A 20,160-nucleotide genomic window follows, 5' to 3' on the forward strand; every position below is an offset into this window, starting at 1 on the left:
GATCCCTCCGCCGGGCGGGCTCCCCGGAAACCCTGCCCGGGGCGCTGTGCGTCGTTCGGGCGCCGCTTTCGTCAACTGCCGTTACCGGTGGTGGCGACCAGTTCTGCCTCGTAGCCCTGGTTGTCGGTGAGGTAGGCGGCGTAGGTGTCGGGGCCGCCGGCGTGTGGGTGTTGGTCCGGGAAGAGCAGTGCCCAGCCATGTGCCGGTGCGGCCGTAACCAGGCGGTCCACGGCGGCCGGCGGGCCGGCGTGGAACGCCAGGTGGTTCAGCCCCGGAGCCAGCCGGTCGTGCCGGGGCCCGGAGAGCGCGGGCGACTGCTCCAGCACGATGTAGGTGGGGCCGAGGCGCCAGGAGCGGCCGGCCGGCCAGTCCTGGCGCAGCGTCCAGCCCAGCTCGCCCAGGAGCCAGCCCCAGCTACGCGTGGCCGCCGCGAGATCGGGAACCCAGACCTCGACGTGGTGCAGTGCGCCGACGTTCAGCGCTTCCCGCCCGGCACCCATAGCACATCTCCCGCCGGATTTGCCGTTCTTGACAGGATAAAGAGCAGATCGGAGAGCCGGTTGAGATACTTTGCCGGGAGCGGGCTGGTCCGTTCCGGATCGTGGCTGACCAGCGCCCACGCTGCCCGTTCGGCACGCCGGGCGATGGTCCGTGCCACGTGCAGCAGCGCCGCGCCCGTGGTGCCGCCGGGGAGGATGAAGGAGTCGAGCTTGCTCAGGCGTGCGTTGTACTCGTCGCACCAGCCCTCAAGGCGCTCGACGTACTCCTCGGTCACCCGCAGCGGCGGATACTTCGGCTCCGGCTCGACCGGCGTGGACAGGTCCGCGCCGACGTCGAACAGATCGTTCTGGATCGACGCCAGCGCGCCCCGCAGTTCCTCGTCGAGCTGGCCCAGGGCGATCGCGACGCCGATCGCCGCGTTGCACTCGTCGACATCCGCGTACGCGGCGATCCGTGGATCGGTCTTCGGCACCTGCTCGTTGTTGCTCAGCCTGGTCATGCCGGCGTCGCCGGCCTTGGTGTAGATGCGCGTGAGGTGGACGGCCATGACGCACAGCCTACGGATACCGGACCTGACGATCCCGGCACGGCCGGACACCACCGCCGGCTGGCCGGCGGTGGGTCCCGGGGACGCGGGCGATCCGGCGGTCAACGATGTCGACGTCATCCGGGTACGCGGTGACGCCCGGCTGGCCGGCACCGTGCACGTGGTCGGTGCCAAGAACTCGGCGTTGAAGTTGATGGCCGCCGCGCTGCTCGCTCCGGGCCGCAGCGTGATCACCAACGTCCCGCGGATCACCGACATCGCGATCATGGGGGAGGTGCTGCGCCGGCTGGGCTGCGACGTGCGGTTCGACGCGGACGACCCGGTCGACCCGATGGTCGCGCGGGGCGGGGTCGCCCGGTCCCGCTCGGTGACCATCGACGTACCCGAACAGCCCGGCGCGGACGCGGACTACGACCTGGTCCGCCGGCTGCGCGCGTCGATCTGCGTGCTCGGCCCCCTGCTGGCCCGCCGGGGGTACGTGCGGGTGGCGCACCCGGGCGGCGACGCCATCGGCTCGCGCGGGCTGGACATGCACGTCTCCGGGCTGACCCGGATGGGCGCGGACATCTCCGGTGAACACGGCTTCGTCATCGCCACCGCGCCGCACGGGCTGCGCGGCGCGGACATCATGCTGGACTTCCCCAGCGTGGGCGCGACCGAGAACCTGGTGATGGCGGCGGTGCTCGCCCAGGGCACCACGACGATCGACAACGCCGCTCGGGAGCCGGAGATCGTCGACATCTGCACCATGCTCAACCAGATGGGCGCGCGGATCACCGGCGCCGGAACGTCCACCCTGCGGATCACCGGCGTACCCGGGCTGCGCCCGGTGCGGCACGCCACGGTGGGGGACCGGATCGTCGCCGGCACCTGGGCGTTCGGCGCGGCCATGACCCGGGGCGACGTGACGGTGACCGGGCTCGACCCGGCCTTCCTGGAGGTCGCGCTGGACAAGGTGGTCGCGGCCGGAGGGCTGGTGGAGACCCGGGGCGACGGCTTCCGGGTGCGGATGGACGACCGGCCGCGGGCGGTCGACGTGGTGACGCTGCCGTACCCCGGCTTCGCCACCGACCTGCTGCCGATGGCGATCGGCCTCGCCGCGGTCAGCGACGGCGCCTCGTTGATCACCGAGAACATCTTCGACGGCCGGTTCATGTTCGCCAACGAGATGATGCGCCTCGGCGCGGACATCAAGACCGACGGGCACCACGCGGTCGTCCGGGGCCGCAGCCGACTCTCCGGGGCGCCGGTGCGGGCCACCGACATCCGCGCCGGGGCCGGGCTGATCATCGCCGGGCTCTGCGCGGACGGGGTCACCGAGGTCTCCCACGTGCACCACGTCGACCGGGGTTACCCGGACTTCGTGGCCGACCTGCGCGCGCTCGGGGTCGCCGTCGAGCGCGGCACGACGCCGGAGGAGCCGGCGCTGGAGATCTGACGGCACTCCCTTAGCCGTCGTTCAGGCCCGCCGACTAGGGTGCAGTCAGGCACTCAAGCAGGCGAGGGAGAAGCAGATGGCGGGTCGACTCGCGGTCGTCGGGGCCGGGCTCATGGGCTCCGGCATCGCCCAGGTGGCGGCGCAGGCGGGCTGGCAGGTGACGCTGCGCGACCTGGACGACGCGGCCACCACGCGCGGCCTCGGCGGCATCCGGAAGTCGCTGGAGAAGTTCGCCGAGAAGGGCAAGATCGAGGCGTCGGACGTCGAGGCGACGCTCGCCCGGATCACCCCCACCACCGACCTGGAGGCGGCGGCGGACGCGGACATCGTGGTCGAGGCGGTCTTCGAACGCCTCGAGATCAAGCACGAGGTGTTCCGCGCCCTGGACAAGATCTGCAAGTCCGACGCGGTGCTCGCCACCAACACGTCGGCCATCCCGGTCACCCAGATCGCCGCGGTCACCGAGCGGCCCGAGGCGGTCGTCGGCACCCACTTCTTCTCCCCGGTGCCGATGATGCAGCTCTGCGAGCTGGTCCGCGGCTACAAGACCAGTGATGCCACGCTGGCCACCGTACGGGCCTTCGCCGAGGAGATCGGCAAGACGGTGGTGGTGGTCAACCGGGACATCGCCGGCTTCGTCACCACCCGGCTGATCTCCGCCCTGGTGGTGGAGGCGGTCAAGCTGGTCGAGTCCGGCGTGGTGTCGGCGGAGGACCTGGACACCGCCTGCCGGCTGGGCTTCGGGCACGCGATGGGCCCGCTGGCCACCACCGACCTGACCGGCGTCGACGTGCTGCTGCATGCCTCGAAGAACATCTACACCGACACCGCGGACGAGAAGTTCTTCCCGCCGGAGCTGCTCCAGCGAATGGTCACCGCCGGCGACCTGGGCCGCAAGACCGGTAAGGGCTTCTACACGTACTGAGCCCCGGCAACGAAAAAGGGGGGCGGGCGCCGTGCGCCCGCCCCCCTTTTCAACCGCTCAGCCGTCGCGCTTGGTGGTCCAGCGGAAGGTGGTCAGGCAGAGCACCAGGCCGAGCACGCACCACACGGCCAGCACCAGCGCAACGCGGCCCAGCTCGAACGAGCCACCCGGCTCCTGCGCGCCGAAGCTCTCCGGCAGGAAGACCGCCCGCAGCCCCTGGCACATCCACTTGAGCGGGAACAGCGCCGCCACCTGCTGCATCCAGGTGGGCAGGTCGGTGAAGACGAAGAACACCCCGGAGATGAACTGGAGCACCAGGGCGACCGGGGTGACCACCGCAGAGCCGCTGCGCGCGGTGCGGGCCAGCGACGAGATGGCGATGCCGCAGAGGGTGCAGGCGGTCACGCCGAGCACGGCGACCCAGCCGAAGGTGAACCACTTCCCGGCGGTGCCCGGCAGGTCGAGGTCGAACAGCGCCACCGCGACCGCCAGCAGCAGCACGGTCTCGGCGATGCCGATCGCCACCACCATGATCACCTTGCCGGCGAACCAGACCCACTTCGGCATCGGCGTGCCCCGGTAGCGCTTGAGCACACCCCGGTCCCGCTCGATCGGGATCCAGATGCCGAGGTTCTGAAAGCTGACCGTCATCAGGCCGGTCGCGATCATCCCGGTGATGAAGTACTGGGTGAACTTGACCCCGCCGCCGATCGTGCCGCCGAAGATCGACGCGAAGATCAGGATCATGATGATGGGGAAGCCCATCGTGAAGACCACGGACTCCCGGCTGCGCAGGAACTGGGTGATCTCCAGCCGGCCCTGCCGCAGGGCGAGCGCGCCCGCGCCCGGCCGCCGGCCCCGGGTCGCGGTGACCGGCGTCGCCGGCTTCGTCGTGGTCGTCATCGCGCGTGTCCGATCATCGTGAGGTAGACGTCCTCCAGGGTCGGCCGGGTCACGGTGAGCCCGGGGACCTCGCCGCCGTAGCGCGCGGCCAACTCGGCCACCAGGGCCGTCGGCGTCGCGCTCTGCGCGCTCTCCGGCGTCCCGTCCGGGGTACGCCAGGAGACCGTCGCGAGGGCCTCCTGCCGGTTGCCCAGCCGGTTCGGCGCGGCCACCTCGACCAACCGGCCGCCGGCGATCACGCCGACCCGGTCGGCGAGCGACTCCGCCTCGTCCAGGTAGTGCGTGGTCAGCACGATGGTGGTGCCGGCCGCGGCGAGGTCGCGGATCAGCTCCCAGAACTCGCGACGGGCCTCCGGGTCGAAGCCGGTGGTCGGTTCGTCGAGGAAGAGCAGCTCGGGGCGGCCGATGATGCCCAGCGCCACGTCGAGGCGGCGCTTCTGCCCGCCCGAGAGGGTGTGGGTGCGGGCCTTCGCCTTGCCGGCCAGCCCGACCCGCTCGATCACCTTGTCCGGGTCGTCGGCGTCCGGGTAGAAGCCGGAGAAGTGGCGGATCACCTCGGCCACGGTCAGCTCGTCGAACTCGCCGGTGCCCTGGAGCACGATGCCGACGCGGGAGCGCCAGCCGGCATCTGGGTGGGCCGGATCCGCGCCGAGCACGGTGACCTCGCCGGCATCCCGCCGTCGGTAGCCCTCCAGGATCTCCACGGTGGTGGTCTTGCCGGCGCCGTTCGGGCCGAGCAGCGCGAACACCTCGCCGCGGCGGACGTCGAGGTCCACACCCGCCACGGCCACGTTGTCGCCGTACGCCTTGCGCAGCCCCCGGACGGAGATGGCCAGCTCGTCATCCATGGCGTCCAGTGTGCGTCCTGGCTGGGGCGACGTGGCGCCCGGGGTGTGGTGGTCCGGACCACTGCGGGAGCTTCGGACCCGGACGTCCGCGACATGGACCTGTGTGGTTTTCCACAACCCGTTTTACTGAACGGTAACTTAGACTCCGGCCATGGATGAGAAGGCATTCCCGGGGCGTTTGCCCGAGCGGGACCGCCCGTGGGTGATGCGCACCTACGCCGGCCACTCGTCGGCCGCGGCGACCAACGCCCTCTTCCGCCGCAACCTGGCGAAGGGGCAGACCGGTCTCTCGGTCGCCTTCGACCTGCCGACCCAGACCGGGTACGACCCCGACCACGAGCTGGCCGCCGGTGAGGTCGGCCGGGTGGGCGTGCCGGTGGCCCACCTCGGCGACATGCGGGCGCTGTTCGACGGCATCCCCTTGGCCGAGATGAACACCTCGATGACCATCAACGCCCCGGCGATGTGGCTGCTCGCCCTGTACGGCACCGTGGGGCTGGAGCAGAACGCGGAGCTGGCCCGCTGCGCCGGCACCACCCAGAACGACATCATCAAGGAGTACCTGTCCCGGGGGACGTACATCTTCCCGCCGGCGGCGTCGCTGCGGCTCACCGCCGACGTGGTGGCGTACACGCTGACTGAGATGCCGCGGTGGAACCCGGTCAACATCTGCTCGTACCACCTCCAGGAGGCCGGCGCCACGCCGGTGCAGGAGGTCGGCTTCGCGCTCGCCACGGCGGTCGCCGTGCTCGACGCGGTCCGCGACTCCGGCCAGGTGCCCGCCGAGCGGATGGGTGACGTGGTGCAGCGGATCTCGTTCTTCGTCAACGCCGGGGTGCGGTTCGTGGAGGAGATTGCCAAGATGCGCGCGTTCGGCGTGCTCTGGGACGAGATCACCCGCGACCGGTACGGGGTCACCGAGGCCAGGCAGCGGCGGTTCCGCTACGGCGTACAGGTCAACTCGCTCGGCCTGACCGAAGCGCAACCGGAGAACAACATCCAGCGCATCGTGCTGGAGATGCTCGGTGTCACGATGTCCCGTGACGCCCGGGCCCGAGCGGTGCAGCTGCCCGCCTGGAACGAGGCGCTGGGCCTGCCCCGCCCCTGGGACCAGCAGTGGTCGCTGCGGATGCAGCAGGTCCTGGCGTACGAGTCGGACCTGCTCGAATACCCCGACCTCTTCGCCGGCTCGCACGTGATGACCGCGCTGGTCGACGAGATCGTCACCGGCGCCCGGGTCGAGCTGGACAAGGTGCTGGAGTTGGGCGGCGTGGTAGCCGCCGTGGAGACCGGCTACCTCAAGAGCGCGCTGGTCGCCTCCCTGGCCGAGCGCCGCCGCCGGATGGAGTCCGGCGCCGACGTGGTGGTTGGCGTCAATCGCTTCACCGAAACCGAGTCGTCCCCGCTGACCGCCGCCGGAGCGGAGGCGGTCGAGCAGGTCGATCCGGCGGTCGAGGCAGCCGCCGCGGACGGCGTACGCCGGTGGCGGGCCGACCGGGACGCCACCGCCGTCGACGCGGCGCTGGCCCGGCTCCGCGCGGACGCCGCGACCACCACGAACCTGATGCCGGCCACCCTGGAGTGCGTGCGGGCCGGGGTGACCACCGGCGAGTGGGCCGGCGCGCTGCGCCAGGTCTTCGGCGAGTACCGGGCGCCCACCGGATTGGCCGGCGGCACCGGCACCGGCGGCGACCCGGGCCTCGCAGCCGTCCGCGAGCGGGTCACCGCCACCGCCCGCGAGCTGGGCAGCGGCCGGCTGCGGCTGCTGGTCGGCAAACCCGGCCTGGACGGGCACTCCAACGGCGCCGAGCAGATCGCGGTACGCGCCCGCGACGCCGGCTTCGAGGTCGTATACCAGGGCATCCGGCTGACCGCCGGGCAGATCGTCGCCGCCGCCGTCGAGGAGGACGTCGACCTGGTGGGGCTCTCCGTGCTGTCCGGCTCGCACCTCGCCGCCGTGCCGGCCGTACTCGACGGGCTGCGCGCAGCCGGCCGGGCGGACCTGCCGGTGGTCGTGGGCGGCATCATCCCCGCCGCGGACGCCGACACGCTGCGGGCGGCCGGGGTGGCCCGGGTCTTCACCCCGAAGGACTTCGCCCTCACCACCATCATCGACGACCTGGTGACGGTCATCCGCCGCGCCAACGATCTGCCCTGATCTGCCCTGACGGGACGGCTGTGGCAGGTCAGCGGCCGTCGTAGGTCATGCAGTCGGCCATGTCGTTGTCCGGGCCGACCCTGATCGACGAGGCATGGCACTCGAGCTGCTCGTTGTGCCGGCAGTCGGACCGTTGGCACGCGCCCACCTGCGCGATCAGGCTCTCCACACCGCCGCGCACCGGCGACTCGACGAAGGTGTGGCAGTGCGCGTGATCCATGCTGCCGATCGTGATCGCAAAGGCGTGGCAGTCGCCGGCGTCGTTGTACGCGCAAGCTACGACCACGCACTCCTGGACTCGGGGCATCTCCATCGCTGCGGTCATGCCGACCTCCTCTAGGCTTTTCCTGATCGTAGGCTTTTGCCGGCTTCGTGATGTCGTTCTGCTGCTGTTGGCGATGCCCGGGTGTTCGGGGTTTGTCGCGCTGCTTTGTCGCGCTGCTTTGTCGCGCTGCTTTTGTCGCGCTGCGTCGTGGGTGGGGTGGGGCCCGCCGGTTCGCGCGGTCGACGGGCCCGAGCAATCACCGACCCTCGATTGCCGACCCCCGATTGCCGGCCCGGCGATCCCAGCCCCCGGTCGCCGTCCGCGCGATCGCCGGGCCCGCGCGATTGCCGGCTGCCCGATCCGCGATGCCGCGCGGTCCGGCAAGCGGCCGCCGGTCCGGTCCGCACGAAATGCGGCCCCGGCCGCCTCGGGGGCGGTGGCTGTGGTGAGCGGTATACCTGTGAGTCATAAATATGCCTCTGAGGTATCGCGCTCGTTGACGACCTCGCCCGGGATCGCCTGGGCAGTGCCTCTTCGGGTGATCGACTCGATATCAGGGATGTCGCGGTATCCAGGGCGTGCGGATGCCCCGATATCGGCGATACCGAGTCGATCAACCCGCAAACCGGCCTTATCCCAATCGGCACCGACCGTGAGCCAGTCCGGCCTGTCCGGTATCGTGCGGTTTGGGTGTGGCCGGGCGCACCCGTGGGCTGGAATCCTGGCCGGCCCGGGGTCGTTACACACCCTGACGATCGCAGCACCACCGCCTAGCCACCTCACCCCTCGGGGCTGGGATGACAGCGGAGCCGGGTTGGAATGCCGGCGGGTGCGCGGTCGTTGCAGACCCCCGATCGACCGCGCCAGGAATGCACGGGGTGCGGATGGATGGGCCGGTCCCGGAATGACTTCGGCCCGGCGGTCGTTGCAGACCCGACCGACCGCACCAGCACCCGCTTCCACGAGGTGCCGATGGACGGGCCGATCCCGGAATGGCCCCGGCCCGGCGGTCGTTACACATGGACCCGGCGCCACGAGCCCCCCCGCTCGGCCGCTGGACCCCGGCGCCACGAGCCCCCCGGCTTGTCGGCCGCCGACCTTCAAGACTTTTCCCCGTGTAGGAGAAGCGCCGGACGAGGTGCTTGCACCCTGCGTGCCGTTCCCCCCGAACAAGGCCCGTGTGGTGTCTACCCCCGTGAAGGAGCCAACCCTCATGAACACGATCATTCGTAAGAGCATGCTGTCCGTTGCTGGTCTGGCGTTCGCCGGTGGTGTGTTTGCCGGTCCGATCGCCGCGCACGCCGCCCCCGCCACCGAGGGCAAGCCGGTTGCGGTTGCGGTGCAGACGGTCAAGGCGCAGGGCCCGCAGTCGCACATCGACCTCAATGACGAGCAGACCGCGAACGTCAAGGCGATCATCGCCGCCACGAAGAAGGCCGGCCTGCCCGAGCGGGCCGCGGTGATCTCGATCGCCACGAGCCTGCAGGAGTCGAAGCTGGAGAACCTGGGCCACCTCGGCGACATGAACGACCATGACTCGCTGGGCCTGTTCCAGCAGCGCCCGAGCTCGGGTTGGGGCACGCCGGAGCAGATCACCGACCCCGAGTACTCCACCACCGCGTTCCTCAAGGGCCTCAAGCAGGTCGACGGATGGCAGGACATGGCCCTGACCGACGCCGCGCAGACCGTACAGGTCTCCGCCTACCCCGACGCCTACGCCCAGTGGGAGCAGCAGGCTGCCGACCTGGTCGCCCAGCACTGGAACAGCTGACCCACCGCACAACACCGACCGACCGCTGGCCGGCACCCCGAACCCGGGGTGCCGGCCAGCGGCATGTCTGGATCTGGCGGGAGTCCGCCCCTGGTGAGTGGACCGTCAGACGCGGAAGCCGGCGGCGCGGGCGGCCTCGCGTTCCCGGCGGCGTTCGGAGCGCCGGCGGAGGAACCAGTAGACGAACGCCACCAGGCCGAGCAGGAAGGCGAGCACCAGCACCGGCAGGATGATCGCCACCAGGGAGACCACCACGCTGGTGGCGTCCTCGGCGGTGCTGGCCACCGGCGCACCGAACCCGGCGGTCGTCGCGTTGACGACCGGTCGCGCGGCGGACTTGAGCAGGTGTACGCCGAACGCGAGCAGAACGCCGGTGACCACGGGCACCCACTGGTGCGACGAGAAGAAGCTTCCCGGGTCGGTGACCGTCACCGTCTCCGACGACGATCCCGCGCCGAAGGCCAGGCCGCCGGCGGTGGGTCGGACCACGGTCTGCACCACGTCGTTGATGTGGTCGACCACCGGCACCTTGTCCGCGACCATCTCGACGGCGAGCAGCACGGCCAGGATGGCGACGACCCAGCCGTTGCCGAGCCACGTCCAGCCGCTGGGCAGGTCGATCAGATCGGTGTAGCGGGCGAGCAGACCAAGGGTGAGCAGGGGTATGTACGCGTTCAGGCCCGCCGAGGCGGCGAGACCGGTACCGGTGAGGACTTCGAGCACCATCTCAGCATCCCATCGACGCGCCAGTGCCGCTCGGTGGCGACCGGTGGGTGCTCGGCTACCCTCGTCGGGTGCGGTTGGTCATTGCGAAGTGCTCGGTGGACTACGTCGGACGGCTCTCGGCTCACCTGCCGCTGGCGACGCGGCTGTTGATGGTGAAGGCGGACGGGTCGGTGTCCATCCATGCCGACGACCGGGCGTACAAGCCGTTGAACTGGATGAGCCCGCCGTGTCGGCTGGAGGAGGCCCCCGGCGTGTGGCGGGTGGTCAACAAGGCCGGCGAGGAACTGCGGATCACCCTGGAGGAGATCTTCCAGGACACCTCGTACGAGCTGGGGGTTGATCCCGGCCTGCGCAAGGACGGGGTGGAGGCGCACCTCCAGGAGTTGCTGGCGGCCAACCCGAGCGCGTTGGGTGACGGGTACACGCTGGTCCGCCGCGAGTACATGACGGCGATCGGCCCGGTCGACCTGCTCTGCCGGGACGCCAACTCCGCCGCGGTCGCGGTCGAGGTCAAACGGCGCGGTGAGATCGACGGGGTCGAGCAGCTCACCCGTTATCTCGAACTGATGAACCGCGACCCGCTGCTCAGCCCCGTCACCGGTGTCTTCGCCGCTCAGGAGATCAAGCCGCAGGCACGGGTGCTCGCCGCCGACCGGGGCATCCGGTGCGTGGTCGTGGACTACGACAAGCTGCGCGGCATCGAGAAGGACGAGCTGACCCTCTTCTGACCGGCTCAGTTTCCGGTCCGCACCGCGATCGGCGCCGAGATCGGTTGTCCGACACTCACCTGCCGTACATCACCTTGATGGCCTTGACGAGTCGGGCCACGTCGGTCGGGGTCCGCTCGAAGGTCATCGACGGCAGCAGCGACCGGGCGCGCCGGCGGGTGATCGCCTTGGCCCGGCCGAACTCGCGTAGCCCGTCCTCGCCGTGGATCCGCCCGAAGCCGGAGTCACCGACCCCGCCGAACGGCAGGGTGGACATCCCGGCGAAGGTGAGAGTGGAGTTGACCGAGGCCATCCCGGAGCGCAGCCGTCGGGCGATGGCGACGGCGCGTCGTCGGCCGAAGACCGAACCACCCAGTCCGTACGGCAGCGCGTTGGCCCGGGCGAGGGCCTCGTCGGCGTCGCGGACGCGGTTGATGGTGAGCGTCGGCCCGAAGGTCTCCTCGCGGACGGCGGCCGACTCCTCCGGTACGTCCACCAGCACGGTCGGGTGCACGTACGGCGGCTGCACGGCGCTCGGGCCGCCGAGCACGGCGCGCCCGCCGGAGCTGACCGCGGCCTCGATGTGGCGGCGGATCACGTCGACCTGGCCCGGCATGGTGATCGGGCCGATGTCGGTGCCCTCCGGCCCGACGGTCAGCCGACCCGCGCGGGTCACCACCTTGTCGACGAAGGTGTCGAAGACCTCGTCGACGGCGTACACCCGCTCGATGCCGATGCAGGTCTGGCCGGCGTTGGTCATGCCGCCCCAGACGCAGGCCTCGGCGGCGGCGTCCAGGTCCGCGTCACTGTCGACGATCATGGCGTCCTTGCCGCCGCCCTCGATGAGCACCGGGGTCAGCGTCTCGGCGCAGGCGGCCATGACCTTGCGGGCGGTGGCGGTGGAGCCGGTGAAGGCGAGCTTGTTCACGCCGGAGCGACACAGCGCCGCACCCACGTCGCCCAGCCCGTGCACGGCGGTGAAGACCGGTTGCTCGGGTACGACCTCGGCGAAGCTGTCCACCAGCCACTGGCCGACCGCGGGCGTGTATTCGCTCGGCTTGAGCACGACGGCGTTGCCGGCGGCCAGCGCGTACGCGGCGGAGCCGATCGGGGTGAAGACCGGATAGTTCCACGGGCCGATCACGCCGATCACGCCGAACGGCTGGTATTCGAGGTGCCCGGAGAACTCGGCGAGGATGAGCCGGGACCGCACCCGGCGCGGGCCGAGCACCCGGTTGGCGTTGCGGGCGGCCCAGTCGATGTGCTCGATCGCGGTGACGATCTCGACGATGGCGTCGGCGACCGGCTTGCCACCCTCGACGTGCACCAGCTCGGCGAGCTGCTCGATCCGCTTGGCGAGCAGGGCGCGCCAGCGCAGCAGCCGTTCGCGGCGGGCGGTGAAGCCCAGCCCGGCCCACCACTCGCCCGCGGTGCGGGCGCGGTCGACGGCCCGCTGGACGTCGGCGTCGGTGGCGACCGGGAGGCGCCCGGCCTCGACGCCGGTGGCTGGGCTGGTGGAAACCAGTTGGCCCGCCTCGATGACCGGGTTGCCGGGGATCTGCACAGCCGTCATGGCGGAAGTCTAGACCCGAAGATTACTCGTCGGTAGGCCGCGATTCGGCCCGTCGGGACGGAAGTCGCAGCGGGCCGTCCACTCGTTGATCAGAGCAGGTCAGGCCCTCTGCGTCGGTTTCCGGCCGCCCGAATCGTCGAACGGGAGATGGCCGGGAGGTGGCGAGGAGCTGACCGGCCGGTCGGTATTGACGATTACCGTCTGATGGCAGGCTGACGCGCGGAGTAGTGGTGTGGGGTGGAGGGCTGACTGTCCATGGAGGAACATCCGGAACTGATGCCGCTGTTGACGGTCGCGGGTGGGCCGATGCGCGGAGCGAGCTTTCGCCTGCGGGCCGAGCCGCAGGTGATCGGTCGGGCGCCGACCGGTCACGTCGTTCTCAACGACCCGCACCTGAGCCGGCAGCACGCGGAGGTGTGGCTGGCACCGGAGGGCCCGTCGCTGCGGGACCTGGGCTCGACGAACGGCACCTGGCTCAACGACCGCCGGATCACCGAGGTGGAACGCCTCTCCGACGGCGACGTGATCCGGCTGGGCCGCACCGAGCTGCGCCTGTTCGATCCGGGAGTGGCTCACACCGATCCGGTCGGGCTCAGCTTCGGCCCGTCCCGTCGTGACGTCCGGCCGACGCTGCCGCTGCCACTGGCCACACCGCCCAGCGCACGCCGCTGACCGTCCGCCTGCTCGGCGGGACGGAGCGGACGGGCCAGTCGGGCCGGACGCCGGCAGGTCGCCGGCGTTTGCGCGCAGGCGAACGGTCGTCCCGTCGCCCGGTCGCGTGGGCGAGCGACCCTCCTGGTGGCCGGCCACATCAAGCACTGCCGGCAGGTGGCTGCCGCACACCTGGATCGCCGTGGACCGGCGTGGCAGCATGCCGCGGGTGGAGACCGAGCAGCGGACCGTGACGGCGAACGGCATCACCCAGGCGGTACGGGTGGCCGGCCCGCCCGACGGCACCCCGGTGCTGCTGATCCACGGCAACTGTTCGTCCGCGCTGTTCTGGGAGCCGTTGGTCCGGCGGCTCCCGCCGACGCTGCGGCTGGTCGCCCCGGACCTGCGCGGTTACGGCGCCTCGGAGACCGCCCCGGTGAACGCGACCCGTGGCCTTCGGGACTTCTCCGACGATGTGGCCGCCCTGCTGGACGACCCGACGCTCTTCGCAGCCGACGCCCGCCCGGTGGTGGTGGGGCACTCCCTCGGCGGGGGCGTGGCGATGCGGCTGTTGGTCGACCATCCGCACCGGGTGGGTGCGCTGCTGCTCGCCGCGCCGGTCTCCCCGTACGGCTTCGGTGGCACCCGCGACCTGGCCGGCACGCCGACGACGCCCGACTTCGCCGGCACCGGCGCCGGCACGGCTAATCCGGACTTCGTCGCCCGGCTCACCGCCGGTGATCGCGGCACCGACGCCCCGACCAGCCCGCGCGCTGTGCTGCGAGCCACCTATGTGGCCGATCCGGCGTCGCTGGGCGGCGATGAGGACTTGCTGCTCGACAGCCTGCTCTCCACCGCCACGGGGGACGACAACTACCCCGGCACGGCGGCGTCGTCGGAGAACTGGCCGGGCATGGCGCCGGGGGAGCGCGGGGTGCTCAACGCGCTCGCGCCGACCTGGTTCCGGCTCGCCGACGAGCTGGTGGCCGTCGCCGACAAGCCTCCGGTCATCTGGGTACGCGGTGACGCCGACGTGATCGTCTCGGACACCTCGCTGTTCGACCTGGCGTACCTGGGCTCGCTGGGCGCCGTACCCGGCTGGCCGGGCGAGGCGGAGTGCCCGCCGCAGCCGATGGTCGGCCAGACCCGGGCGGTGCTGGAGCGGTACGCGGCGGCCGGCGGCGCGTACCACGAGGTGGTGCTGCCCGGCTGCGGGCACAGCCCGCACCTGGAGCGCCCCGCGGAGTTCGTGGCGGAGCTGCTGGCGCTGACCACCGTCCCGGCCAGCTGAGCGCGCCTGGCGTGGTGGGTGAAATATCCCACGGCGTCTCGACAACGAATCGTCACGTGGCAGACTCGCGCGCAAAGCCTTAGCGGCCGTTCAGTGGCCGTGCGGAGTGTCTGGGGAGGCCGGTCGTGGCGCGCGAGTTCAGCACCGTGGGTGTGGTGGGGCTGGGCACCATGGGTGCCGGCATCGTCGAGGTCTTCGCCCGCAACGGCATCGACGTGGTGGCGGTCGAGATCTCCGAGCCGGCGCTGGAGCGTGGCCGGGTCACCCTCACCGGCTCCACCGACCGGGCGGTGGCCAAGGGCAAACTCGCCCCGGAGGACCGGGACGCGCTGCTCGACCGGGTGCACTTCGCGGTCGGACTGGACGCGTTGCACTCCGTCGACCTGGTCATCGAGGCGGTGCCCGAGCACCTGGACCTCAAGCAGCGGATCTTCGCGGAGCTGGACCGGGTCTGCCGGCCGGAGACCATCCTGGCCACCAACACCTCGTCGCTGAGCGTCACCGAGATCTCGGTGGCCACCACCCGGCCCAACCAGGTGATCGGCATCCACTTCTTCAACCCGGCGCCGGTGATGAAGCTGGTCGAGGTGGTCCGCACCGTGGTCACCGCGCCCGAGGTGGTCGCCGACGTGGAGGCGCTCTGCGCCCGGCTCGGCAAGGTCGACGTCACCATCAACGACCGGGCGGGCTTCATCGCCAACGCGCTGCTCTTCGGCTACCTCAACCACGCCGTCGGCATGTTCGAGTCGCACTACGCGACCCGGGAGGACATCGACGCCGCCATGAAGCTCGGTTGCGGCCTGCCGATGGGTCCGCTGGCGTTGATGGACCTGATCGGTCTGGACACCGCGTACGAGATCCTGGACACCATGTACCGGCGCGGCGGGCGGGACCGCCGGCACGCACCGGTGCCGCTGCTCAAGCAGATGGTGACGGCGGGACTGCTGGGCCGGAAGTCCGGCCGGGGCTTCTACACCTACGAGCGGCCCGGCTCGCCGGTGGTCGTACCCGACGAGGCGACGCCGCTGGCCACGGAGGCGGCGGTCGCCGACGGCGCGCGCGCCATCGCCAAGGTGGGCGTGGTGGGCTCCGGGACGATGGCCACCGGGATCATCGAGGTCTTCGCGAAGGCGGGCTACGAGGTCATCTCGGTGACCCGGGGCGCGGAGAAGTCCGCGACGGTCTGCGAGGCGGTGAAGACCTCGCTGAACAAGGGCGTGGTGCGCGGCAAGCTCGCCGAGGCCGACCGGGACGCCGCGCTGGGCCGGATCAGCTGGTCCGCCACGCTCGACCACCTCGCCGACGTCGACCTGGTGGTCGAGGCGGTGGTGGAGGAGCTGAGCGTGAAGAAGGCGCTCTTCGCCAGCCTCGACGAGATCTGCAAGCCGGGCGTGGTGCTGGCGACCACCACCTCCTCGCTGCCGGTGATCGACGTGGCGATGGCCACCCACCGGCCCGCCGACGTGGTGGGGCTGCACTTCTTCAACCCGGCGCCGATCATGCCGCTGGTGGAGGTGGTCCGCACCATCCGCACCTCGCCGGAGACCACCGCGACCGCCCGGGCGGTCTGCGCCGCGCTGGGCAAGACCGGCGTGGTGTGCGGCGACCGGTCCGGGTTCATCGTCAACGCGCTGCTCTTCCCGTACCTGAACGACGCGGTGAAGATGCTGGAGGCCAGCTACTCCACGGCCGACGACATCGACCACGCGATGAAGCTGGGCTGCGGCTACCCGATGGGCCCGTTCGAGCTGCTGGACGTGGTCGGGCTGGACGTGTCGCTGGCCATTCAGCGGGAGCTGTACCTGGAGCTGCGCGAGCCGGGCTTCGCTCCCGCGCCGCTGTTGGAGCACCTGGTCACCGCCGGCTACCTGGGTCGCAAGACCCGCCGCGGGTTCCGCGACCACTCGCACCGCTGACCGGGTCAACGCCGAAGGGCGCCGACGGCGTCTGCATGGTGTGACCTTCGAGGAGTACGTCGGCAGCCGAGGCCCGGCCCTGGTCCGGCTTGCTCGGCTACTGACCGGTGACGAGCACCGGGCCGAGGACCTCACGCAGGAGGTGCTGGCCAGGGCGTACGTGCAGTGGCGCAGGATCGCCCGGGCCGACCGACCCGACGTGTACGTGCGCCGGATGCTGGTCAACGCCAACATCTCCTGGTGGCGCCGCCGGTCGAACCGGGAACTGGCCACCGACAACTTCGCCGACCGGCCGCACCGTGGGGACGTCGGCGGCGAGGCGGCCGACCGGGACGAGATGTGGCGCCTGGTCCTCGACCTGCCCGACCGCCAGCGGGCGGTGCTCGTGCTGCGCTACTACGAGGACCTGGACGACGCGACGATCGCGCAGATCCTGGACTGCTCGCCGGTCACCGTCCGCACCCACGCGATGCGGGCGCTCGCCAACCTCCGGGAGCGCTGCGGTGCCCCGGCCACGAACGGGAGCCGACCATGATCGACCTCGACGAGCGGATCGTCCGGACGTTGCGGGAGCGCGCCGAGGGACCGGTGGACGCCGACCGGCTGTTGGTCGGGGCGGTGGCCCGGGGACGGACCCGGGTGTGCCGGCGGCGTGCCGCCGCCGGCGCCGCGCTGGGTGTGGTCGCCCTGCTCGGTGTCGGCGTGGCTGCCGGCCCGGTGGACCGCCTGCCCGGCCTGGGTCCCGCGATCGCCCCCGGCCGACCCGGCCCGGCCGGTGCCCCGGTGCCCCTCGTGCCGCCGCGGGTCGACGGTGCTCCGGGCGCGGCGGTCCGGCCCGACCTGATCGGCAAGGACCCGACCCTGCTGCACATCGGCCTCGCCCCGGGCGGCCCCCGGTTCCTGTACTGGGAGGTGGGCGGCGGCAAGGAGACCGCGAGGCTCGACGTGGGCGGGTGGACGGTCACGGTCGAGCTGACCTCGGTCGACATGTTGCGCTCGTCGCTCGCTTGGAACATGCCGTCTCTGGTGGGTCCCGCCGCCAACCCCTACGACGGCTCCGTGGTCCACGCCAACGGGCCGGAGGGCGCGCCGGTCTGGCGGCGATACTGGCAGCCGGCGCCCGGCGTGTACGCCGGAGCGAGCGTGACCAGCCCGAATCAGCAGCCGCTGCACGATGTGGCCGCCGCGTTGCGCCTCGATGACGCGTACGGCTGCGCGGGCCCGCTGCGGCTGGATGCCCTGCCGCCCGGTGCCCAGCTGAGCGGCTGCCGGGTGGTGGCGGGCACCTTCCCGGCCGCGTACGCCGTGATGCTGGATGTTTCCAACGACGAGATGATGATGTGGGTCGAGTTGCAGTACGCCGGCACCAACACGACGGGCCGCCCCACAACGAACCGGACGATCAACGGCAGGCCCGGCTATTTCGACCACCAGCGCGAGCGGCTAGAGCTGCTCGACATTCCTCAGGTCCAGCTGGCCGCCACCCTCATCTCCGATAGGCGGGACTTCACCGAGGCGGAGGCGGGCACCGTGCTCACCGGGGCGCGGGTCGCCGAGCACCTGGACCAGCCCGCGACCTGGTGACCGCCGCCCAGCCTGCCCCGCCCGCCGGACCGTACGCTTGGTCATGTGAGCCCCCGTCGCAACCGTCCCCGCCGGGACGAGAACGCCAACCTGGACGCCGATCGGGTCCGGCAGGGCGTCGCCTCGGTGCAGCAGTGGGCCGACGGCGCCTGGCAGGTACGCGGGATCGGCGCGGGCGCGTCGGTCAAGACGTACCGCTGCCCGGGCTGTGACCAGGAGATCCGGCCCGGGGTGGCGCACCTGGTGGCCTGGCCGGCGGACGGCCTGGGTGACCTGACCGACCGGCGGCACTGGCACAGCGGCTGCTGGCGGGCCCGGGAGCGGCGTGGCCCCGCCGTGCAGCGCGGCCGGGGCGCTCCGCGCCACGGCTGAGCGATCTGGATCACCCTGTTCGCGCCCGGGCGGGCGGCGGCGGTGAGTTCGCGACAGACTTGACGGGTGAGCACACCGATCCGCGCGTCGTCGGTCCTGCCCGGTCGCCGGGAGGACATCGAGTTGCACACCGCCGACGGCCTGCGGCTGGTCGGTGAGCTGGCTCTGCCGGCCGACCGGCCGCCGGTGGCCACCCTGGTCTGCCTGCACCCGCTGCCGACCCACGGCGGAATGATGGACAGCCACGTGTTCCGCAAGGCGGCCTGGCGGCTGCCGGCGCTGGCCGACGTGGCCGTGCTTCGATTCAACACCCGGGGGACCAGCAGCCTGCGCGGCACCAGCGAGGGCGCTTTCGACGCGGCCGTCGGCGAGCGCTACGACGTGGCCGCCGCCATCGAGTACGCGGAGTTCGCCGAGCTGCCGAACATCTGGCTGGTCGGCTGGTCGTTCGGCACCGACCTGGCGCTCAAGTACGGCTGCGACCCGGCGGTGGCGGGCGCGATCCTGCTCTCCCCGCCGCTGCGCTTCTCGGCTCCCGAGGACCTGGCCACCTGGGCCGGCTCCGGTCGGCCGCTGGTGGCCCTCGTGCCCGAGTTCGACGACTACCTGCGCCCGGCGGAGGCCCAGGAGCGGTTCGCCGCGGTGCCGCAGGCCGAGGTGGTGGGCGTGCCGAACGCCAAGCACCTCTGGGTCGGCGACGCGGAGACGGTGCTCGACGAGATCGTCCGCCTGGTGAACCCGGCGGTCGCGGTGCCGCTGCCGACGACCTGGGACGGCCCGATGGAGACCGGCGACGTCAGCGCGTACGCGGACCGGACGGTGGCCTCGTTCGCCGACACTCCCGTCCCCGGCCCGCAGGCCCGCAGGGCGGACTGACCCGACCGGCGGTCAGCGGGTCTCCTGGCGGGGCAGCACCACCTCGCGCAGGATCAGTTGCAGCGCGGCCACCGTGGGGATGGCGATCAGCGCGCCGACCACGCCCAGCAGTGCCACCCCGAGCAGCGCGGCCAGCAGGGCCGCCACCTCGTTGACCTCCACCGAGCGCCGCATCACCTTCGGGTAGATCAGGTAGTTCTCCACCTGCTGGTAGATGAGGAAGAAGACCGCGCAGGCGATGCCGGTCGGCAGGTCGGTGGCGAAGCCGACCAGGCTCACGATCACCGCGCCCAGGGTGGCGCCGATCTGCGGAATCAGGTCGGTCACCGCGACCACCACGGCCAGCGCGAAGGGGTACGGCAGCCCGACGATCAGCGCGAAGACGAAGGTGGTCGCACCGGCCAGCACCGCGATGCTGAGCGCCCCGACCATGTACGCGCCGACCTTGGCCAACATCTCGTCGCCGATCAGCTGCACCCGCTCGCGCCGCGACCGGGGCACCAGCGCGTAGGCCAGGGACCGCAGCCGGTTGAAGTACGCCAGGAAGTAGATGGTCAGCACCAGCACGGTCAACGCCCGGAACACCGTGCCGAAGATCAGTTGGGCGCCGCCGAGCACTCCGCCGAGCGCCTGGCCGACCGTGCCCGCGTCGACCGCGCCCTGCACCCGCTCCACCACGTCGTACCGCTCCACCAGGTCGTTGACCGTCGGGTTGCGGCGCAGCTCCTCGATGTAGCTGGGCAGCTGGTCGATGAACTGACCGGACTGGGTCACGATCGGCGGGACCAGCGCCACCACGCCGCCGCAGAGCAGCAGCACCGCGGTCAGCGCCACCACCGCGACCGCCAGGCCGTGGGGCACCCCCCAGCGGCCCAGCCGGGCCACCGCCGGGTAGAGGCCGACCGCCAGGAAGAGCGCGATCACCACCAGCACCAGGATGCCGCCGGCATTGCGAATGCCCAGATAGAGGGTGTACGCCAACAGCACGCCGAGCGCGCCCGTGAAGCCGATCAGGAAGCTGCTGCGCCGCAGTGGACGCCCCGGCGTGCCGAACTTGCCGGACGGGACGGCCGGCGGCTCGTCCGGGTCGACGTCCGGGTCGGGGATC

The 20,160-nt window shown here is 71.6% G+C and carries 20 protein-coding genes; 12 read left to right on the top strand and 8 right to left on the bottom strand.

The features are described 5' to 3' along the window. Nucleotides 1–71 precede the first annotated feature (71 nt). Both EAD89_RS20410 and EAD89_RS20415 read right to left on the bottom strand, forming a co-directional pair. Nucleotides 72–500 carry a VOC family protein gene (locus EAD89_RS20410; RefSeq protein WP_121676849.1) on the bottom strand — a complete coding sequence of 143 codons (429 nt, stop codon included), beginning with the start codon at nucleotides 498–500 and terminating at the stop codon, nucleotides 72–74. Beyond that, on the bottom strand, nucleotides 476–1,048 hold the full coding sequence (locus EAD89_RS20415) for a cob(I)yrinic acid a,c-diamide adenosyltransferase (protein WP_121676850.1): 573 nt from the start codon (nucleotides 1,046–1,048) through the stop codon (nucleotides 476–478). The genes EAD89_RS20410 and EAD89_RS20415 overlap by 25 nt, the downstream gene beginning before the upstream one ends. Between EAD89_RS20415 and murA the strand changes: the two genes are divergently transcribed. Next, complete coding sequence (gene murA, locus EAD89_RS20420; RefSeq protein ID WP_121654087.1) at nucleotides 1,047–2,486, top strand: UDP-N-acetylglucosamine 1-carboxyvinyltransferase; 1,440 nt, start codon at nucleotides 1,047–1,049, stop codon at nucleotides 2,484–2,486. The genes EAD89_RS20415 and murA overlap by 2 nt on opposite strands. A 76-nt stretch (nucleotides 2,487–2,562) precedes the next feature. Next, a complete protein-coding gene (locus EAD89_RS20425) occupies nucleotides 2,563–3,411 on the top strand; it encodes a 3-hydroxyacyl-CoA dehydrogenase family protein (RefSeq protein ID WP_121654086.1) in 849 nt (282 codons plus the stop codon). A gap of 57 nt (nucleotides 3,412–3,468) precedes the next feature. On the opposite strand, the gene EAD89_RS20430 is transcribed toward EAD89_RS20425, so the two are convergent. Continuing rightward, nucleotides 3,469–4,314, bottom strand: coding sequence for an ABC transporter permease (locus tag EAD89_RS20430; RefSeq protein ID WP_121654085.1), 846 nt, complete (start codon nucleotides 4,312–4,314; stop codon nucleotides 3,469–3,471). Beyond that, a complete protein-coding gene (locus tag EAD89_RS20435; protein WP_121654084.1) occupies nucleotides 4,311–5,162 on the bottom strand; it encodes an ABC transporter ATP-binding protein in 852 nt (283 codons plus the stop codon). The genes EAD89_RS20430 and EAD89_RS20435 overlap by 4 nt, the downstream gene beginning before the upstream one ends. Nucleotides 5,163–5,313: 151 nt before the next feature. Here EAD89_RS20435 and EAD89_RS20440 point away from each other — a divergent pair, with 151 nt between their 5' ends. Then, a complete protein-coding gene (locus EAD89_RS20440; protein ID WP_121676851.1) occupies nucleotides 5,314–7,320 on the top strand; it encodes a protein meaA in 2,007 nt (668 codons plus the stop codon). A gap of 28 nt (nucleotides 7,321–7,348) precedes the next feature. Here EAD89_RS20440 and EAD89_RS20445 read toward each other — a convergent pair whose 3' ends face one another. Continuing rightward, nucleotides 7,349–7,645 (bottom strand): DUF1540 domain-containing protein, encoded by a 297-nt coding sequence (locus EAD89_RS20445; protein WP_074314020.1) that lies wholly within the window; start codon nucleotides 7,643–7,645, stop codon nucleotides 7,349–7,351. Nucleotides 7,646–8,798: 1,153 nt separating this feature from the next. On the opposite strand from EAD89_RS20445, the gene EAD89_RS20450 reads away from it, so the two are divergent. Then, nucleotides 8,799–9,356, top strand: coding sequence for a hypothetical protein (locus tag EAD89_RS20450; RefSeq protein WP_121676852.1), 558 nt, complete (start codon nucleotides 8,799–8,801; stop codon nucleotides 9,354–9,356). 105 nt (nucleotides 9,357–9,461) lie between these two features. Here EAD89_RS20450 and EAD89_RS20455 read toward each other — a convergent pair whose 3' ends face one another. Continuing rightward, the gene (locus EAD89_RS20455; RefSeq protein WP_121676859.1) at nucleotides 9,462–10,079 is read right to left on the bottom strand and encodes a DUF4126 domain-containing protein; all 618 of its coding nucleotides are present in this window, start codon (nucleotides 10,077–10,079) and stop codon (nucleotides 9,462–9,464) included. Between the two features lie 71 nt (nucleotides 10,080–10,150). On the opposite strand from EAD89_RS20455, the gene nucS reads away from it, so the two are divergent. Next, nucleotides 10,151–10,810: an endonuclease NucS gene (nucS, locus tag EAD89_RS20460; RefSeq protein WP_121676860.1), complete on the top strand. Its 660-nt coding sequence runs from the start codon at nucleotides 10,151–10,153 to the stop codon at nucleotides 10,808–10,810. Between the two features lie 55 nt (nucleotides 10,811–10,865). Here the strand turns inward: nucS and EAD89_RS20465 are convergent, their stop codons facing one another. Continuing rightward, nucleotides 10,866–12,362, bottom strand: coding sequence for an aldehyde dehydrogenase family protein (locus EAD89_RS20465; protein ID WP_121676853.1), 1,497 nt, complete (start codon nucleotides 12,360–12,362; stop codon nucleotides 10,866–10,868). A gap of 255 nt (nucleotides 12,363–12,617) precedes the next feature. Between EAD89_RS20465 and EAD89_RS20470 the strand changes: the two genes are divergently transcribed. The 7 genes from EAD89_RS20470 to EAD89_RS20500 all read left to right on the top strand — a co-directional run bounded on the left by EAD89_RS20470 (nucleotide 12,618) and on the right by EAD89_RS20500 (nucleotide 19,052). After that, nucleotides 12,618–13,034, top strand: coding sequence for an FHA domain-containing protein (locus EAD89_RS20470; protein WP_121656004.1), 417 nt, complete (start codon nucleotides 12,618–12,620; stop codon nucleotides 13,032–13,034). A 199-nt stretch (nucleotides 13,035–13,233) separates the two neighbouring features. Then, a complete protein-coding gene (locus EAD89_RS20475; protein ID WP_199733569.1) occupies nucleotides 13,234–14,304 on the top strand; it encodes an alpha/beta fold hydrolase in 1,071 nt (356 codons plus the stop codon). 125 nt (nucleotides 14,305–14,429) lie between these two features. Further along, a complete protein-coding gene (locus EAD89_RS20480) occupies nucleotides 14,430–16,220 on the top strand; it encodes a 3-hydroxyacyl-CoA dehydrogenase family protein (protein ID WP_121676854.1) in 1,791 nt (596 codons plus the stop codon). Nucleotides 16,221–16,260: 40 nt separating this feature from the next. Continuing rightward, the gene (locus tag EAD89_RS20485; RefSeq protein ID WP_121656002.1) at nucleotides 16,261–16,755 is read left to right on the top strand and encodes a SigE family RNA polymerase sigma factor; all 495 of its coding nucleotides are present in this window, start codon (nucleotides 16,261–16,263) and stop codon (nucleotides 16,753–16,755) included. Then, complete coding sequence (locus EAD89_RS20490; RefSeq protein WP_121676855.1) at nucleotides 16,752–17,804, top strand: hypothetical protein; 1,053 nt, start codon at nucleotides 16,752–16,754, stop codon at nucleotides 17,802–17,804. The genes EAD89_RS20485 and EAD89_RS20490 overlap by 4 nt, the downstream gene beginning before the upstream one ends. Before the next feature lie 45 nt (nucleotides 17,805–17,849). Beyond that, nucleotides 17,850–18,176, top strand: a complete 327-nt coding sequence (locus tag EAD89_RS20495) for a hypothetical protein (protein ID WP_121656000.1) — start codon at nucleotides 17,850–17,852, stop codon at nucleotides 18,174–18,176. Nucleotides 18,177–18,242: 66 nt separating this feature from the next. Further along, on the top strand, nucleotides 18,243–19,052 hold the full coding sequence (locus tag EAD89_RS20500; RefSeq protein ID WP_121676856.1) for an alpha/beta hydrolase: 810 nt from the start codon (nucleotides 18,243–18,245) through the stop codon (nucleotides 19,050–19,052). 12 nt (nucleotides 19,053–19,064) lie between these two features. On the opposite strand, the gene EAD89_RS20505 is transcribed toward EAD89_RS20500, so the two are convergent. Continuing rightward, the gene (locus EAD89_RS20505; RefSeq protein ID WP_121656008.1) at nucleotides 19,065–20,159 is read right to left on the bottom strand and encodes an AI-2E family transporter; all 1,095 of its coding nucleotides are present in this window, start codon (nucleotides 20,157–20,159) and stop codon (nucleotides 19,065–19,067) included. Between the last annotated feature and the right edge of the window lies 1 nt (nucleotide 20,160).

This window comes from Micromonospora sp. BL4 (assembly GCF_003667505.1).
Classification (GTDB): Bacteria; Actinomycetota; Actinomycetes; order Mycobacteriales; family Micromonosporaceae; genus Micromonospora.